At 61.0% G+C, this 17,071-nt stretch carries 11 protein-coding genes; all 11 read left to right on the forward strand.

Annotation, left to right across the window (positions count from 1 at the left end):
• Nucleotides 1–6: 6 nt before the first annotated feature.
• Nucleotides 7–375 (forward strand): tautomerase family protein, encoded by a 369-nt coding sequence (locus N7E70_RS30670; RefSeq protein ID WP_263008401.1) that lies wholly within the window; start codon nt 7–9, stop codon nt 373–375.
• 97 nt (nt 376–472) lie between these two features.
• Complete coding sequence (locus N7E70_RS30675; RefSeq protein WP_263008402.1) at nt 473–1,900, forward strand: cytochrome ubiquinol oxidase subunit I; 1,428 nt, start codon at nt 473–475, stop codon at nt 1,898–1,900.
• Complete coding sequence (cydB, locus tag N7E70_RS30680) at nt 1,897–2,943, forward strand: cytochrome d ubiquinol oxidase subunit II (RefSeq protein WP_263008403.1); 1,047 nt, start codon at nt 1,897–1,899, stop codon at nt 2,941–2,943. Before N7E70_RS30675 ends, cydB begins: the two co-directional genes overlap by 4 nt.
• Before the next feature lie 330 nt (nt 2,944–3,273).
• Entirely contained in the window at nt 3,274–3,759 is a 486-nt protein-coding gene (locus tag N7E70_RS30685) for a DUF992 domain-containing protein (RefSeq protein WP_263008404.1), read from the forward strand.
• Nucleotides 3,760–4,604: 845 nt separating this feature from the next.
• On the forward strand, nt 4,605–5,198 hold the full coding sequence (locus N7E70_RS30695; protein ID WP_263008405.1) for a response regulator transcription factor: 594 nt from the start codon (nt 4,605–4,607) through the stop codon (nt 5,196–5,198).
• A gap of 32 nt (nt 5,199–5,230) precedes the next feature.
• Nucleotides 5,231–6,910, forward strand: a complete 1,680-nt coding sequence (locus tag N7E70_RS30700) for a sensor histidine kinase (RefSeq protein WP_263008406.1) — start codon at nt 5,231–5,233, stop codon at nt 6,908–6,910.
• A gap of 248 nt (nt 6,911–7,158) precedes the next feature.
• The gene (locus N7E70_RS30705) at nt 7,159–8,733 is read left to right on the forward strand and encodes an ATP-binding protein (protein WP_263008407.1); all 1,575 of its coding nucleotides are present in this window, start codon (nt 7,159–7,161) and stop codon (nt 8,731–8,733) included.
• 1,006 nt (nt 8,734–9,739) lie between these two features.
• Nucleotides 9,740–10,714, forward strand: coding sequence for a DUF3991 and toprim domain-containing protein (locus N7E70_RS30710; RefSeq protein WP_263008429.1), 975 nt, complete (start codon nt 9,740–9,742; stop codon nt 10,712–10,714).
• A 139-nt stretch (nt 10,715–10,853) separates the two neighbouring features.
• A complete protein-coding gene (locus N7E70_RS30715) occupies nt 10,854–11,459 on the forward strand; it encodes a DUF1419 domain-containing protein (RefSeq protein WP_263008408.1) in 606 nt (201 codons plus the stop codon).
• Between the two features lie 13 nt (nt 11,460–11,472).
• On the forward strand, nt 11,473–11,871 hold the full coding sequence (locus N7E70_RS30720; protein WP_263008409.1) for a DUF3085 domain-containing protein: 399 nt from the start codon (nt 11,473–11,475) through the stop codon (nt 11,869–11,871).
• Nucleotides 11,872–11,957: 86 nt separating this feature from the next.
• Entirely contained in the window at nt 11,958–17,063 is a 5,106-nt protein-coding gene (locus tag N7E70_RS30725; protein WP_263008410.1) for an Eco57I restriction-modification methylase domain-containing protein, read from the forward strand.
• Nucleotides 17,064–17,071 lie beyond the last annotated feature (8 nt).

A 17,071-nucleotide genomic window follows, 5' to 3' on the forward strand; every position in this document is an offset into this window, starting at 1 on the left:
TAGCCGATGCCGCTATACACTGTTGCTACGCAGGCCGGAGTGCTCAGCAGCGAAGCCAAGAGCGATCTGGCGGCCAAACTGACTGAGTTCCATTCGGAATATGCCGCCCTTCCGACGAACTGGGTGCACATCATCTTCCAGGAATACCCGCAGGGGAACGGATTCACGGCGGGCGAAGCTGCGGCGACGGCGGCGCTTACACTCGTCATACGAACCGGCAGGTCGGATGACTACAAGCGCAAGATGCTCGCGCGGCTCTGGGAACTGCTCCAGAGCGCAACTGGCGCAAAGAACGATCAAATCGTCATCGGGATTCAGGAGGTACCGGCTAGCCAAGCAATGGAGATGGGCAAGATCATGCCGGACGTCTCCTAAGAGCCGCGAGACGATCGCCTAGCTCGGCGAGGCGGCCCTTCGCTTCGCCTGAATGGCCGAGATCCGTCACACCTTCTTCTACCACGAGGATCGGACCATGGACCTTACCGCCCTCATGCTTTCGCGCATACAGTTCGCGGTTACCGTCTCGTTCCACATCATCTTTCCGGCTTTCACGGTCGGGCTCGCCGCGTGGCTTTGCGTGCTGGAAGCCATGTGGATGGCTACGGGCAAGCCAGTGTACCGAAGCCTCTCGGATTTCTGGCGCACTATATTTGCGGTCGCCTTCGGCTTGGGCGTGGTCTCGGGCATCGTACTGGCGTTCCAGTTCGGTACGAATTGGAGCGAACTCTCGCGCCGGACGGGCGCGATCCAGGGGCCGCTTCTTGGCTACGAAAGCTTCACCGCATTTGCGCTAGAGGCCAGCTTTTTTGGCGTGATGATGTTCGGACGCAGCCGCGTGCCGCGCTGGTTCTACCTTTTTGCATGCCTGATGGTCGCGCTGGGCACAACAATGTCCTCTTTCTGGATCATGGTGAACAACAGCTGGATGCAGTGGCCGGTCGGTTACAGGATGCTGCCCCCGGGCATATTCGAGCCGACAGACTGGCATGCGATCATTTTCAGCCCTGTCGTCTGGGTGCGTTTCCCTCACATGCTCCTGGCCGCCTACGTCACGTCGGCCTTCTGTATCGCCGCGACGGGAGCATGGCATCTGCTTCGCGGGCGCTTCAAGGCAGAGGCGCGCGTCATGCTGCGCATGGCGCTGGGCCTGGCCGCTTTGCTTGTCCCGGTGCAACTGGTCATTGGCCATCTCGTCGGCGACTACGTTCACGACAAGCAGCCGGCGAAGTTCGCCGCCATCGAGGCACGTTGGGAAGACGAGCAGCCGGCGTCCGAAGTGCTGATTGCATGGCCCAACGAGCGCACGGAATCAAACGATTATGCGATCAGCATCCCGTTTCTGGGCAGCCTGATTGCGTCCAACAGTCTGAGTTCGAAGGAAGTCGGCCTGAAGAGCTTTCCTGTTGGCGACCGTCCTCCTGTTCTGATCCCGTTCTTCGCGTTTCGCGTCATGGTCGGGTGCGGCCTGCTCATGCTCGCGCTAGCGTGGTATGGCTGCATTCAGATTGGACGCCAACGCCTTGAGCGCCAGCGCTGGCTGCTGTGGGCCGTCTTTCTGTCCTTTCCACTTGGTTTCATTGCAACTCTGACCGGCTGGTTCACAGCAGAGGTCGGTCGTCAGCCATGGACCGTGTATGGCCAGCTTCGGACAGCGGATGCTGTCACGCCCTTCCTGTCAACGGCGCAGGTAGCGACAACTCTGATCATGTTCGCCGTGGTGTACACCGTCATTTTCAGCGCGGGTGTCGTCTATATCTACCGACTGCTTCGGCGGGGGCCTGGCTCGCCGTCGCCCAACCCGCTGGATCGCACAAACCCCAAGAGACCCCTGTCGATAGCCGGCAACAGTCCGGGGGCTCAGAGAAGCGAAACGCCTCTAGTCGGGGAGGGCATGTCATGATCGAGTTCTGGACCGTTGCACTCGCGCTTACATTGATACTTTACGTGGTGCTCGATGGCTTAGATCTCGGGGTGGGGATGCTTCTTGCTCTCGCGCCGGACGAACGGCACCGACGCCAGATGCTCGCGGCTATCGCCCCCGTGTGGGACGGGAACGAAACCTGGCTGATCGTCACGGCATCAATCCTTTTCGGTATCTTTCCGCTGGTCTATGCGTCTCTACTGTCCGCTTTTTACCTGCCTCTGTTCCTCATGCTGGCGGGGCTCATCCTGCGCGGGATCTCTTTCGAGTTTCGTGAAAAGAGCATCCGTCGAAAGCGATTTTGGGACGGGTGCTTCATATTCGGCTCTCTTGTTGCGACCTTCATCCAGGGGATGACGGTGGGCGCGCTTGTGACCGGCCTGCCGATCGCGGACGGACAATATACGGGGGGCGCCTTCGGCTGGTACTCGCCCTTCGCGCTCTTTTGCGGGCTGGGCCTCTGTCTAGGCTACGCCATGCTGGGCGCCGGCTGGCTGGTCTGCAAGACGGAGGGCGACATCCAGACGATGGCCTTTCGCCTCCTGCCGAGGTTGCTCGGTGGCGTGCTTCTTTTCCTGACCGTGGCTTTTGTGGCCGCGCTCGGCCTTCAGTTACGTGTCATGGAACGATGGTTGGATCGTCCGGCACTCGTGATCTTCCCGATGATTGGCGTCGCTGCCACCTGGGCGATGTTCAGAGCCGTACGGCATCGTCAGGAACGTACGCCATTCCTCTGCGGTCTCGTTATCTTCGCGGCAGCCTTTGGAACCTTGGCGGTCTCCTTCTATCCCTACATGGTGCCGTTCTCGATCACAATCGCGGAAGCCGCCGCACCCCGGTCCAGCCAGGCGTTCCTCTTTTGGGGAGCCGGGCTGGTCGTGCTGCCGATCACGCTGGTCTATACGCTCGTCATCTACTTTCTCTTCAAAGGGAAGGTCGACCCAGAGGCCGACTATTCCAGCTGGAGTTCGGTCGATCCATCGAACGAAACGGAAGAAACCATTGTTAAGGTTCCACAATAGGTTGCACAACGCCCAATGGACAAACATATTCCCCGCGCGCGAAAGCGACGTCGCCGACCCAGCCCTGATGGTGCTCTCCCCCATGGCGATTACGGCATTCTGGTGGCCTGTATCGCTCACCGGCCACAATCGTTTGGATAGAGCAGGGCGGCGTCCGTGTGGTAGCAAACGTCCGTGGCGGGGCGACACCCATTCATCGTACCTTAACACTGTCAAAGAAGCGGTCGACCGGATCACGGCTCGTTTGACGATAGGACGGCACCGACCGACTGCTGACATCAAAGGACCGCTTAAAGCTTTAAGAATCTTACTCAAGCAAAGGAAAATTGCATGCTCCCAGGAATCATAGCTCGCCACACAGCGCTTCTAGCCGCTGCGGCAATTCTGCTCCCCACGACCATTCCTGCCTGGTCGGTAAATGCCCGGGTCGGAGTTCTTCAATGCGACACTTCGATAGGCATTGGCGAAATACTCGCGCGCAAGCAGACGATGACCTGCGATTTCACGCGCAGTGACGGCACGATCGAAAACTACACCGGAACGATTCACCAATATGGAATCGAGCTTGGCGAGATAAAGGAAGCTCATCTCGTCTGGGCGGTCGTTTCCGCATCCCTGGCCCGGGAGAACGGCCTGCTCTCCGGGAAGTACGAGGGAGTGCACGCAGAAGTGGCCGCTGGTTTCGGACTTGGCGCGGACATTCTCGTTGGCGGTACAGAAAAGGCCTTCGCGTTGCAGCCCCTCGCAGTCGAAGGGCAGACGGGCATCAATATTGCGGCAGGTGTCGAGCAGGTAGAGCTGTCCGCGACGAACTGACAAGGCCGACATTAGGACCGTGCGCCGGACTCTACGCTCGCGCGCCGCTTCGGCCTGTGTTTCGGCGTGCAAATTGACTAGTGGAGTAGGCCCCCCGGCGCGCAGGTCCTCGCGGATAGCCTCGCCATGCTTCGGGTCGTCAAGCAGACGTCGCAACTCCGTGTGGATGCGTGTTCGCTCGCTCTCCTGCGCGAGCATGTCCGGCATCCAATGCAGGGCCTGCACGACCCGCATCCCGGGCCGGCCAGCCCAGTAGAGGCGGCTTGGCGCGGCGTATTTGAAGTGAATGGCTGCCCAGCTTCATCGGTTTCAATCGTGCGTCGACCAGTACCTCGATCTTTGCGGGCGCGGCCGTGGTGAGGCCAGATCGCTGGCGGCCGTCATGCCGTCGATGAGGGCGCGCGCGTTGTCGCGCTGGGTCACGGCACGGATCATGGCTCGATAGTCGGGCACAGTCGACGCGACGGGCCTGTCTCTCCTATGCGCTGCCAGATCGAGCATCCTGCCTCCGCTGGCTTTCTTACAGAGCCAAGCCTCGACGCGACGAGACTTGGCCTGCGGCACGATAGCCGAGCTGCCACCTGGTTGCGATGATGATCTTGCCGGTCCTTCTGATTGGGCGGACATATTCCGCCGCATGGCTGCAGGTGAAACGCATGAGTCTGCCCCCGCAACGCCACCCGTCTTGGGAGAGCGCAAGTTTTACGTTGTAAAATTTCGTAAAACCTGATCAGTTCTGGGTTCAGATAGGGGCCGTGTTCCTGGGGTCAGCCACGCTTCTCTGGGGCTTTTTTTCGCGACTGCAAGGCAATTCAATGACTGGAGGGGAGACAGTCAGAGGAAGGGTGTTTGTCGTCGATGATGACACCAATCTCCTCCTGGCATTGAAACAGCTTTTGTCTGCGGCGGGGTGGAGCGTTGAGGTCTTTTCCTCGACCTCCGACTTCGAAGCTCGCATCATGCCGTCCGAGCCCGGCATACTCCTGTTGGACGTAGAGTTTCCGGGCGATACCGGCCTGGAACTCCAGGGTAGGTTGGCTGCGCGCAATGACGAGCGTCCGGTTATCTTCATGACCGGTCGGGACGAGGTGGCTCTCGCAGTCCAGGCCATGCGAAGCGGCGCGTTCGATTACCTGGTGAAGCCGTTCGCGGAAAAAGCACTGATAGAAGTCTTGACGCGCGCGTCGGGCATTGAAGTAAGTCGCCAACAAGAACGAGACGAAGAACTCCGGATCGAGAGGGCGTACGACAGTCTGTCGCCGCGCGAGACGGAGGTTATGTCTCATGTCGTAGCGGGCAAGCTCAATAAGCAGATCGCAAACGACATGGCTTTGGCCGAGATCACGGTCAAGGTTCATCGTGCTCGCATGATGAAAAAGATGAAGGCGTCTTCCGTTGCGGCCCTTGTTAGGTTGCACGAACGCCTGCGCCGACGGTGAAGATGTCAAATTCCGAGCCCCGATCGAGTACAATGGGGCCGCTGCTCGTCGCAACAATCATCTACACCATTTTCCTGGTGGCAATGCAGCCTCTCTTTGACGTAGGTCGTGTGCCGGTCATCAATCCTACGCCGATGTTGTTCGGCGTCGGATTGATCATGACGCGTGGCTGGCATCGTCTTTGGGTCTTTCCCTTCGTTGCCATGGCAACCTTCATATCCGTCTGGTGGGCGGATGGCGAAATCGATCCCGTCACCGTCGTGGGAACGTCTTTTTCCCGCGCCGGCGGCATCCTGCTCTTCGTGATCTTCCTGGAAATGCTGTTGCCGTCCGGCGTTGACGTGCGGCGCGTTTGGCATGTTCTGGCGATTGCCGTGGCGATGCTCGCGTCTCTCCTGGCACGCAGTTACCTGTTGCCATACCTGGTGCCGGAAAGTGTCACAACCGGGCCATCCGTCGCCGTCAGGTTCATCGACGCCTTTGTGCCGAATACGCGAAATGCCATCTGGACCTCCAGTATCGCACAGGCCGCCGGGCTGCTGGGGATGGTGGCGCTCGCGCCTCCCGTGCTTCTGCTCCTGAAATCGCCATGGAGATGGCCTTCCCTTCGGGAGGGCGTCATCAGCGTCCTGGCTGGCGGAATGGTCTTTTCACTGGTCTGGTTCATCTTCAATCGGTCGGACGGTTCTCTGCTTTTTCTCATAACAGTCGCCATGATTGTCGTGACCTTTTCCTCAGGCTTTCTCTCGGCGTCGCTGGGCGTCCTGGGAATCGGCATGACTGCACTGGCAATACAATTAAACAACCTCCGGCTGGGTATCGTCAGCGTCCTGGATATCGAGACGCTCACAGTGCAGTGCTTTCTCGCTGCTACGACCCTTGTAACACTGCTCGTTGGAGCGGCGCTCGAGACGCGCAAACTGTTCCAGATGCAATCGGAGCTGGACCGACGGGCGGCAGAGAATGCCAACGCCGTGAAATCACGTTTCCTCGCTACCATGAGCCATGAAATCAGATCGCCCTTGGCGAGCCTGGCTCTTCTAACTTCCGGTTTGCTGAAGACGACGTCGGCTCGTGACGAGCGAGTGGAGTCGTTACGGATCATCGACAACATCAGCAATCATGTTCTGAACCTCCTCAACGGTGTGCTGAATTACACTCGCTTCGAAGCGGAAGGCCACACGCTTCACCGCAGTCTGACCAATGTCAGCATTCTCGTCCGAAATGTTGCAGCCACTCTCCTCGCTCAGGCTCAGGAAAAAGGCATCGAACTTGAGATAGGCCACTCCGATCCCACCCTTGAGCTTCAGTTGGATCCGGAGCGTGTGAGCCAAGTGCTCATAAATCTAGTAAGCAATGGACTGCAGCATGCGAAAGCCAGAGTGTCGATTGCTTTCGCTTTAGTGGGAAACACCCATGATCGGCTGCGGGTAACTGTGGCGGATGATGGTTCCGGCATACCTGACGCCTCTCTTGAGCACATTTTCGAGCCATACTATCGAGCTGAAGGTCATTCTCGAACCGGCCGCATGGGGCTGGGCCTCGCGATCAGCAGCGAAATCGTTTCTCTGATGGGTGGTACAATCGGTGTGGAGCGCGGGCCTGGGCAGAATACGGTTTTCTGGTTTGAGGTTCCGTCAACAACATTCCCTGAATCAGACCGCGAGTTGGAGGATACCGACCCAACGGCGACCGATTCAAAAGCCCCGTAGGGACTTCGTTATACCCATGTACAACTAGCACGATACGATATTTTCCCATCACTTTCCCCGACGGCAGCCGAAAAAACGGTTGTGCCCGGTGACGCAATCTACGCAAAAAAGGCTCTGCGATGGGGATCACGGCCAGAGATGTACGCCTCAAGTCCGACAGATGGCTTGGAGAAGAGGCAGTGGTTGGACGACGCGAACACAACCGTTACGCAGTTCCATCGGCCAACTGGCAGGGCAGGATTAGTCCCATGCCCCGACTGCAGACCGCCGGCGACCCCGACCCCAAAAGCGATTCTGCCACGATTGAACTTGCTGCGCCGAAAGAAGGCGAGACTGCAAGCGCCACGGCAGCGTCCACCGATGGATGTGAGAGCATTTGTTTTGGCCCCTTCTGTTTGAACGGACCCTCCCGATTGCTGGAAAGAGAGGGTGCGCCGGTCGCCATCGGCGGCCGGGCCCTCGATCTGCTGATCGCGTTAACGTCGCGACCCGGAGAAATTCTCTCGGGTCGAGAGCTTCTTGCCCTTGTATGGCCGCGCGTTACCGTGGAGGAAGCCAATCTTCGCGTGTGCATCGCTGCACTTCGCAAGGCACTTGGCGACGGCAGGGGAGACGCGCGCTACATAATTAACGTCGCCGGCCGCGGCTATATGTTTGCCGCCCCGGTCAGACCCAGGGATGCCAGTGTCGTCCGGCCGGCCGTGCCCTTCGCAACTCCCGAACAACCATCAAGCCTGCCCGCACCTGCGCTTTTCATGGTTGGCCGGAACGAGACGGTCGATACCTTGGCGCTGCTATTGCTGTCGCGCCGCTTCATAACAGTAGTTGGACCGGGCGGGATTGGAAAAACTACCGTGGCGATCGCAGCTGCCAATGCATTGCGTGAAAAGTTTGCCGAAGATGCCGCCTATTTCGTAGATCTCGGTTTCCAAACCAATCAGGATGCCGTTTCACAGGCGGTGGCGGCAGCGTTGCGGTGTGATGTGCACAGCGTCGATGCGGAATCTTCGCTGGTAGCATTCCTTGCCAACAAGAAAATCCTGATTGTCCTCGACAACTGCGAGCACCTGATAGAGGCGGTAGCGCCGCTGGCGGAGCGTCTTGTTCGAGATGCCCCCGGGGTACATCTGCTCGCGACAAGCCGGGAGGCATTGCGGGTCGAGGGCGAGACTGTTCACTTGCTCTCCCCGTTGGAATGTCCTCCAGTAGATGTTCTTTCGGCTGATGCCGCGTTGGCTTGGCCGGCCGTTCAACTTTTTATTGAGCGAGCGGTAGCGAGTGGGCACAGTAGCGAGCTCGTCGACGCCGATGCTCCGATCGTGGCTGACATTTGCCATCGTCTCGATGGCATTCCGTTGGCCATTGAACTGGCAGCAAGCCGTGTGGGTGCGTTGGGGATCGGTGGGGTCTCCGAGCTTCTCGACAACTACGCCGAAATGCTGTTTCAAGGCCGCCGCAGCGCGATGCCGCGGCATCAGAGCATGGAAGCTGTGCTCGATTGGAGCTTCAATTTGCTGTCGACACACGAGCAAGAAATATTTTGCCGGCTGTCGACATTTGCTGGGCGATTTGAACTAGAAGCGGTGGATGCACTTCTCGGCGCTGACTATAGCGAGCCGCGGGCGCTCAGCAGGGTGATCGCCAGTCTGGTGGACAAATCTCTTATAAGTATTTCGTCGGGGCAGGGCAGAACGTACCTTCGATTCCTGCACACTACGCGCGCATATGCTGGCGCAAAGCTTCTGACGATGGAAGAGACACAGCATGTCACGAAGTGGCATGTCGGTAGCGTTATCAATGGTATTGGAGTGCGAGCCACTTAGATCGAGCAGAACAGGCCATCAAGGGTAAGCGCGTGACCGAGCCTTCAGTCACGATGTCTCCGCTTCTTTGCCTCGCGTTCCGAAAAGCCGACAGGCAGAAATCCACCCCTTTTCTTCCATATCTGCGAGGCCGTGCAAATGTCGCGGCACCTAATTTCCATGCTGCATGTAGCCGCCAACTCTTGAAGGCTGCATGTGATCGAACTCTGGAAACTGGTTGCAGCGTTGCAGCCAAGAAACCGGCGACTGTTCCGACCTTTGCGTTCAACCAGTTGTTCAACATGGCATGCCGGGCATTGCCGGACGAGCTCTCGGTCGATCGTCTCAAATCTCAGATTGTCGCCCGCAATCTCAGAAAGCTTCCGGACCCTTTGCAAAGATGCGTCCACAGTCGTGGTAACGATGAGTCGGGCCACGTTTCCCACTCGGGTCATGGCGTCGTTCTACGGGCCGGGCTGTTGGCGGAGCTGAAGCCCAAGGGTCTTCACTCGTCCGGGCCGCCATCCCTGACGCTGAAGAGGGAACAGACGTCGTATGTTCAAGGTCCTTACGCTGGATCGACTGTCGTCGTCAGCTTCGCCGCCGCTGGCGGGAGGACGCGCGACGGCTTCTCTCCGCTGAGGAGCTCGGCACCTATTGCGAGGCGCAGCGCCGGGCGACCCGCGCTCGTGTTCGTCGCGACAGAGGTGAATTCTACCACTGGGCAAAGGCCGCGGCGGAAATCGCCCGCATCTCGCGGCAGGTGGAAATGGACATCGGTGTGCTGCGCACGATCGTCGCCGATGAAGAAAGCCGGCAAAACTGATCGTGAAAACCGTGCCGCTTGCGTGCTTCTGCCGGCAAGGGAAGCTGACGCCGACGCGGTTCCGTCGCTGGCGACCGGCAAAAATGCTAGTTGACCGCCGCGCCCTTGCCGGCCTTGCTCTTCGCGGCCGCCGGTCTTCGCCCCGAAAGGATCGGGAGCGGGAATCGGATAAGAGGAGCACAAGAGGTGTCGGCGCGAAGAATGGGCAAGACAGATCTAGAAGAGTTGCGCGGGAAGGTGCCCTGCAGCGCTGTGCTGGAGGAGGTAGGGTTCGCGCTCGACCTCAAGGAAAGCACGCGCAAGGCCATGAAATATCGCCGTGGCGCCGAGATCATGATCGTCATTCATGATGGCAAGGGCTGGTTCGACCCGCTTGGCGACGACAAGGGTGACGTCTTCAGTCTCGTTGAACATCTGCGGGGCGTGCGCTTCGTCGAAGCAATGCACGAAGTCGCCAGTCTCATTGGCTTTGTCCCATCGCATCCGGTCTGGGAACGGCAAGCGCGCGAGAACGAGCCGGACCTGTCCATCCCCGAACGCTGGCGCGCCCGTCGCAAGCCATGGAAAGGCTCCGCTACCTGGCGCTATCTCCACGACGAGCGCGGCCTGCCCGAGCGGATTATCCGCATCGCCATATCCGCCAATCTTGTGCGAGAAGGCCCGCATGGCAGCATGTGGGCTGCCCATACCGATGGCGATGGCGCTCTCACCGGCTGGGAGGAGCGCGGTCCCGATTGGCGCGGTTTTGCGTCAGGGGGCGCCAAGGTGCTGTTCCGTCTTGGCCGGTCGGATGCACTTCGCCTCTGCGTTACCGAGGCCGCGATCGACGCGATGAGCCTGGCGGCGATCGAAGAGATGCGGCCCGGCTCGTTCTATCTCAGCGCGGGCGGCGGCTGGTCGCCGGCGACATCGGAGGCGCTGCGCACCCTGGCCAGTCGGCCCGGTTCGCAGATCGTTGCGGCGACGGACGCCAATAGCCAGGGCCAGGTCTTCGTCGACCGCCTGCGCGAGATCGCTGAGAATGTCTGTTGCGACTGGGTTCGGCTGACGCCACCCGCCGAGGACTGGAACGACGCCCTGCGGATGCGGAACAGGCAAGAGGAGGAGGAAAGAGAGGAGGGAGGAGAGGAGGGAGGAGAAGGCCTGCCGCATGCCCGCCGGTCGCCTCAAGGGTGAAGCTTCGCCCGGCTGCGCCGGCCCTTGACCCGCCCGGACGGAGAGGCGGCTGTGGAGGAGGGGTCCGGAAGGGCTGAAGACGATGGTGATCCACGAGGATGAACCGCGCTCCGGCCCGCAAATGGCCAGGAGCCTCCACATGACCCTTCAAACTTCTATCCGCAAGATCTACCAGGGTGTCGTCGATCGCCGGCAAATGTTCCGTCTGTTCGACCGCCATGCCCAGCGGCCCAATCGTTGGGACAAGGACGACAGCGCGCTGTTCGCAGGCGAGTGGTTCGAGATCGCGCGGGCCGAACACGACTACATGCTCGACATTCTGCCGCCGCTTTGGATGCGTGGTGAAATGTTCGCCATGCGCGAGTTTCTGACCGATACGATCACCAGCGTCTTCTACACCCTGCGCATCGACGGAAAGGTGCGCCACTTCCATGCCTATTGCGACCTGTTGCAGGCCCGCTCTCCTGTCGAGACGCGTGACGCCATCGTCGGGCGCGAGTCCTGGCCGGTGAAGGCGATGACGCATGAGGAGCGCATCGAACATATCTGGTCCGCGACCCATGACGAATATCGCGGTTATGCCGGCGAGCGCTGGCTTCCAGAGTTTCGCGGCAAGCGCACCGTGCTGGTCTACGGCCGTCACGGCGGCACGATGCTGAAGCTGCTCGAAGAACTCACCGAGGACGAGATCCAGGCCAAGCTACCGGTGCATCTGCGATACCTGCCCGCACGGCGCGCGGCCTGATGGGGAGGTTGCCATGTTCACCTTCCCGATTGTCGCGGTCCGCAAGATCATCGCGCGAGGGGTTGCCGATGCGGCCGCCAATGGCGGTTTTCGCAATCCCTATTATGGCTCTCGCCCCGGCGAGGGTGAAATATCCGGCCTGTGGCTGGTCGGCGACGAGGGCGTCTACATCCTCTCCAACGGCAAGCTGGCCGAGGGGCAAAAGGCGCTCGTCATCTATGCCGAGCAGTGCCATCCCAAGGGCAATATCGACTGGTGGGACTACAAGCGCCGCTATTTCGGCACCGATGACGGCATCGAATTCATCGAGGCCGATCGGCTGATCCCGCTGTTCGACCGCAACATGCGTGCCACGCACCTCAACGTGCAGCTCACCGAGACTGAAATCGCGCTCTCGCTGATCACCCGCTGACCCTTTCCAAACCCGCGGCGCCGATCGCCCTGCCGACCCACTCGGCCGGGGGACCGCGCACGCCATCACCTATGGAGACATCCGCAATGTGCAACGACGACCCTTTCACACTTGACCTGTTTGGCAATACCGCACTTTCGTCCGGGCTCGGCCTCGGGGTCACCGCCTTTGGCGGAGATTTCGCCGCCAACGATGTCGATGACGATCCGCTACCGACTGCACCGGCGCCGGCCATGCCAGTGCCCAAAACGACATCGACGTCACAGCGAGCGGCGCCATCGGTGGCCGGCGCCAACTTTCATCTGTCCGGCAGCCGTGATCTTGCCCGTGGCTGGAAGCAGCGGGCCAGGGATAGCCTTGCAGCAATCCGACTCGCCGCCGAGATCGAGGCCGAGGACCGCCCGGCGACGCCCGAGGAACAGGCGCGCCTCATCAGGTTCACCGGCTTCGGTGCGTCGGACCTCGCAAATGGTGTGTTGCGCCGTCCTGGCGTTGATGGATTCCGAGCTGGGTGGGATGAGATCGGAAGCGATCTGGAAGATGCGGTCTCGAGGGCCGAATATGCCTCGCTCGCGCGCTGTACTCAGTATGCGCATTTTACGCCGGAGTTTATCGTCCGTGCAATCTGGTCCGGCCTGCAACATATCGGCTGGCGTGGGGGCAGGGTGCTCGAGCCTGGCATCGGCACGGGCCTGTTCCCGGCACTGATGCCGGAGGAAATGCGCGATGCGGTCCACGTCACCGGCGTGGAACTCGATCCGGTCACGGCACGCGTCGCCCGCCTGCTCCAGCCCTGCGCCCGCATCATCAACGCAGACTTCGCGCGAACCGACCTGCCGGCCAAGTTCGATCTCGCCATCGGCAATCCGCCATTCTCGGATCGCACCGTGCGTTCGGACCGCGCCTATCGCTCGATGGGGCTACGACTCCACGACTACTTCATCTCCCGGTCGCTCGATCTTCTGAAGCCGGGCGGACTGGCCGCGTTCGTCACGTCGCATGGCACGATGGACAAGGCGGACTGTTCGGCTCGCGAGCATATCGCGAAGTCAGCCGACCTGATCGCGGCGATCCGCCTGCCCGAGGGCAGCTTCCGCGCCGATGCCGGCACGGATGTCGTCGTCGACATCCTCTTCTTCCGCAAGAGAATGTCCGACGAGGCGGAAGGCGACTTGTCCTGGCTCGATCTGGATGAAGTGCGCCCGGCCGATGGCGATGAGGCCGCTATTCGCGTGAACCGCTGGTTTGTGCGCCATCCTGATTTCGTGCTTGGCACGCACGCCGAGACCTCTGGACCTTTCGGTGAAACCTATACTTGCCTGCCGCATCAGGGCGTCGATCTGGAGCGGGCACTCGCCTCCGCCGTCTCCCTTCTTCCGGAAGCCCTCTATGACGGCGAGCCGGAGGAGCTCGACCTCCATGCCGAAAGCGTTGCTGCCGATGGCGCCGGTCCGGTTCCGGACAGCGCCGCTGTCCGCGAGGGCAGTTTCTTCGTTGGGAAAAACGCGGCGCTGATGCAGCTGGTCGACGGCGCTCCCGTCACCATTGCCGTGCGCAAGGGTAGATCCAGTGACGGCGTGCCGGAGAAGCACGCCCGCATCATCCGCAAGTTGATTCCGATCCGCGATGCGGTGCGCGAGGTGCTGAAGGCGCAAGAGCTCGACTGGCCCTGGAAGCCGGCGCAAGTAAAACTGCGCATTGCCTGGTCCAACTTCGTCCGGGAGTTCGGACCGATCAACTTCACCACCGTCTCTGTCAGTGAGGAGGACGAGACCGGCGAGGTCCGCGAGACGCATCGTCGCCCGAACCTGCAGCCCTTCCTCGACGATCCCGATTGCTGGCTGGTCGCCTCGATCGAGGACTACGACCTCGAGACCAATACGGCGCGTCCCGGCCCGATTTTCACCGAGCGGGTCATCGCGCCACCTTCTGCCCCGATCATCACCTCGGCAGCCGACGCATTGGCCGTCGTCCTGAACGAACGGGGTCATGTGGACATCGATCACATCGCGGAACTGCTGCATGCCGATGGTGATGCCGTCATAGCCGAACTGGGCGACGCCATCTTCCGCGACCCGGAGACCGGTCCGTGGCAGACAGAGGATGCCTATCTTTCCGGCCAGGTCCGCGGCAAGCTCAAGGCCGCGGAAGCCGCCGCGGTGCTGGATCCGGTCTTCGAGCGCAATGTCCGGGCGCTGCTCGACGTGCAGCCCGCCGATCTCGGTCCCTCCGATATTACCGCCCGCCTCGGTGCGCCGTGGATTCCGGCCACCGACGTCGTCGCCTTCGTCAAGGAGACGATGGGCGCTGACATCAAGATCCACCATATGCCCGAGCTTGCATCCTGGACGGTCCAGGCCCGGCAGTTGGGCTGGATGGCCACCGGCACCTCTGAATGGGGTACGGAACGCCGACACGCGGGCGAGCTGATCGCCGATGCCCTCAACAGCCGCGTGCCGCAGATCTTCGACATCATTAAGGAGGGCGATAGCGAGCGTCGCGTCCTCAATGTCGTCGACACCGAAGCTGCGAAGGAAAAACTGACCAAGATCAAGACTACCTTCCAGGCCTGGATCTGGTCCGATACCGATCGCACCGACCGGCTGGCGCGGGTCTACAATGACCGCTTCAACAACATTGCCCCGCGAAGATTCAACGGGGATCATCTCCAGCTACCGGGCGCCTCAGGCGCCTTTTCTCTGTACGGGCATCAGAAGCGCGGCATCTGGCGCATCATCTCGGCCGGCTCGACCCATCTCGCCCACGCTGTCGGCGCGGGCAAGACTATGACGATGGCGGCAGCCGTCATGGAGCAGAAGCGTCTTGGACTGATCGCCAAGGCCATGATGGTGGTTCCCGGCCATTGCCTGGCGCAAGCCGCGCGCGAGTTCCTGGCGCTTTATCCGACGGCTCGCATTCTCGTTGCCGACGAGACCAACTTTATCAAGGACAAGCGGCATCGCTTCCTGTCGCGCGCCGCAACGGCGACCTGGGACGCCATCATCATTACCCATTCGGCCTTCCGCTTTATCGACGTGCCATCTGCTTTCGAGCAACAGATGATCCAGGACGAGCTCAAGCTTTACGAGACCCTCCTGACCAGGGTCGAAAGCGATGACCGCGTTTCGCGCAAGCGCCTCGAGCGCCTGAAGGAGGGACTGCAGGAACGGCTCGAATCCCTGTCGACCCGCAAGGACGACCTGCTCACCATTTCCGAGATCGGCATCGACCAGATCATCGTCGACGAGGCCCAGGAGTTCAGGAAACTCTCTTTCGCCACCAACATGTCGACGTTGAAAGGAATCGATCCGAACGGCTCGCAGCGCGCCTGGGATCTCTATGTCAAATCTCGGTTCGTCGAGACCAGGAATCCGGGCAGGGCGCTTGTGCTGGCGTCGGGCACGCCGATCACCAATACGCTGGGCGAGATGTTCTCGGTGCAGCGCTATCTCGGCTTCGAGGCGCTGCACCAGCGCGGCCTGCATGAGTTCGACGCCTGGGCGAGCACGTTTGGCGATGTCACCACAGAGCTCGAGTTGCAGCCGAACGGCAAGTACAAGCCGGTCACCCGCTTTGCGACCTTCGTCAATGTCCCCGAACTGATCGCCATGTTCCGGTCCTTTGCGGATGTTGTCATGCCCGAGGATTTGCGCGCCTACGTCAAGATCCCCGCGCTTTCGACCGGCACGCGGCAGATCAGAACGTCGAAGCCTTCGGCTACCTTCAAGCGCTACCAGGTCCTGCTCGATGCCCGGATCAAGGCGATCGAGGCCCGCGAGGGCCCGCCTCAGCCCGGTGACGATATACTGCTCTCCGTCATCACCGATGGTCGTCATGCCGCGATCGACCTGCGTCTGGTCGATGCCGGCAATGACAATGAGCCCGACAACAAGCTCAACGACCTCGTCGGCAATGCCTTCCGCATCTGGCGCGAGACCGCAGACGGCACCTATGTCCGGCCGGACGGCAAGCCGTTCGAGTTGACGGGCGCCGCGCAGATGATCTTTTCCGATCTCGGCACCATCAGCGTCGAAAAGACGCGCGGCTTCTCGGCCTATCGCTGGATTCGCGACGAGCTCGTGCGCATGGGTGTCCCGGCCTCCGAAATCGCCTTCATGCAGGACTTCAAGAAGTCCGAGGCCAAGCAGCGCCTGTTCGGGGACGTCCGGGCCGGCAAGGTGCGGTTCCTGATCGGCAGCTCCGAGACCATGGGCACCGGGGTCAATGCCCAGCTTCGTCTCAAGGCGCTCCATCATCTCGACGTGCCCTGGCTGCCCTCGCAGATCGAGCAGCGTGAGGGCCGTATCCAGCGTCAGGGCAACCAGCATGATGTGGTCGATATCTTCGCCTATGCCACGGAAGGCTCGATGGACGCCCAGATGTGGCAGAACAATGAGCGCAAGGCGCGCTTCATCGCCGCGGCCCTCTCCGGGGATACCTCGATCCGGCGGCTCGAGGATATGGGCGAGGGGCAGGCCAACCAGTTCGCCATGGCCAAGGCCATTGCATCCGGCGATCCGCGCCTCATGCAGAAGGCGGGCCTCGAGGCCGACATGGCCCGTCTCGATCGGCTCCGCGCCGCGCACCAGGACGATCAGTTCGCCATCCGCCGCCAGATCCGTGACGCCGAGCGCGACATCGAACACGCCACCCGGCATATCGGTGAGATCGGGCAGGATATCGAGAGGCTCGTGCAGACCACGGGCGACGCGTTCCGTATGGAGGTGGGCGAGGAAACCTTTGTCGAGCGCAAGGCCGCGGGCAGGGCGCTGATGAAAGAAATCCTGACCCTCGTGCAACTCAGCCAGGAGGGCGATGTGGCCATTGCAGCGTTGGGCGGGTTCGACCTCCAATATTGTGGCGAGCGGTTCGGCAAGGACGGATACCGCTACACCACCATCCTGGTGCGCACCGGCGTCGACCATGAGATCGAATTGCCGGTGACCACCACGCCGCTCGGCGCGGTCTTCCGCCTCGAGCACGCGCTGTCCGGCTTCGAGGACGAGCAGGAACGCTATCGCCAGCGGCTGGCCGATGCCGAGCGACGGCTTTCGTCCTCCCGCTTACGGCAGGGCGGCGAATTCGCCTTCGCCGAGGAGCTGGCGGCCAAGCGTACGCAACTTGCCGAAATCGAGAAATCGCTCGCAGCCGATACAGATGGCGGAGGTAACGTCAAGGCGATTGCCCCTTGATCGGATTT

This window comes from Aminobacter sp. NyZ550, assembly GCF_025628925.2.
GTDB lineage: Bacteria > Pseudomonadota > Alphaproteobacteria > Rhizobiales > Rhizobiaceae > Aminobacter > Aminobacter ciceronei.

Excerpts from the sequence above, each read along its gene's own strand:
- N7E70_RS30670 (WP_263008401.1), top strand. The coding sequence starts at position 7 with ATGCCGCTATACACTGTTGCTACGCAGGCCGGAGTGCTCAGCAGCGAA.
- N7E70_RS30675 (WP_263008402.1), top strand. The coding sequence starts at position 473 with ATGGACCTTACCGCCCTCATGCTTTCGCGCATACAGTTCGCGGTTACC.
- cydB (WP_263008403.1), top strand. The coding sequence starts at position 1,897 with ATGATCGAGTTCTGGACCGTTGCACTCGCGCTTACATTGATACTTTAC.
- N7E70_RS30685 (WP_263008404.1), top strand. The coding sequence starts at position 3,274 with ATGCTCCCAGGAATCATAGCTCGCCACACAGCGCTTCTAGCCGCTGCG.
- N7E70_RS30700 (WP_263008406.1), top strand. The coding sequence starts at position 5,231 with ATGGGGCCGCTGCTCGTCGCAACAATCATCTACACCATTTTCCTGGTG.
- N7E70_RS30705 (WP_263008407.1), top strand. The coding sequence starts at position 7,159 with ATGCCCCGACTGCAGACCGCCGGCGACCCCGACCCCAAAAGCGATTCT.
- N7E70_RS30710 (WP_263008429.1), top strand. The coding sequence starts at position 9,740 with ATGGGCAAGACAGATCTAGAAGAGTTGCGCGGGAAGGTGCCCTGCAGC.
- N7E70_RS30715 (WP_263008408.1), top strand. The coding sequence starts at position 10,854 with ATGACCCTTCAAACTTCTATCCGCAAGATCTACCAGGGTGTCGTCGAT.
- N7E70_RS30720 (WP_263008409.1), top strand. The coding sequence starts at position 11,473 with ATGTTCACCTTCCCGATTGTCGCGGTCCGCAAGATCATCGCGCGAGGG.
- N7E70_RS30725 (WP_263008410.1), top strand. The coding sequence starts at position 11,958 with ATGTGCAACGACGACCCTTTCACACTTGACCTGTTTGGCAATACCGCA.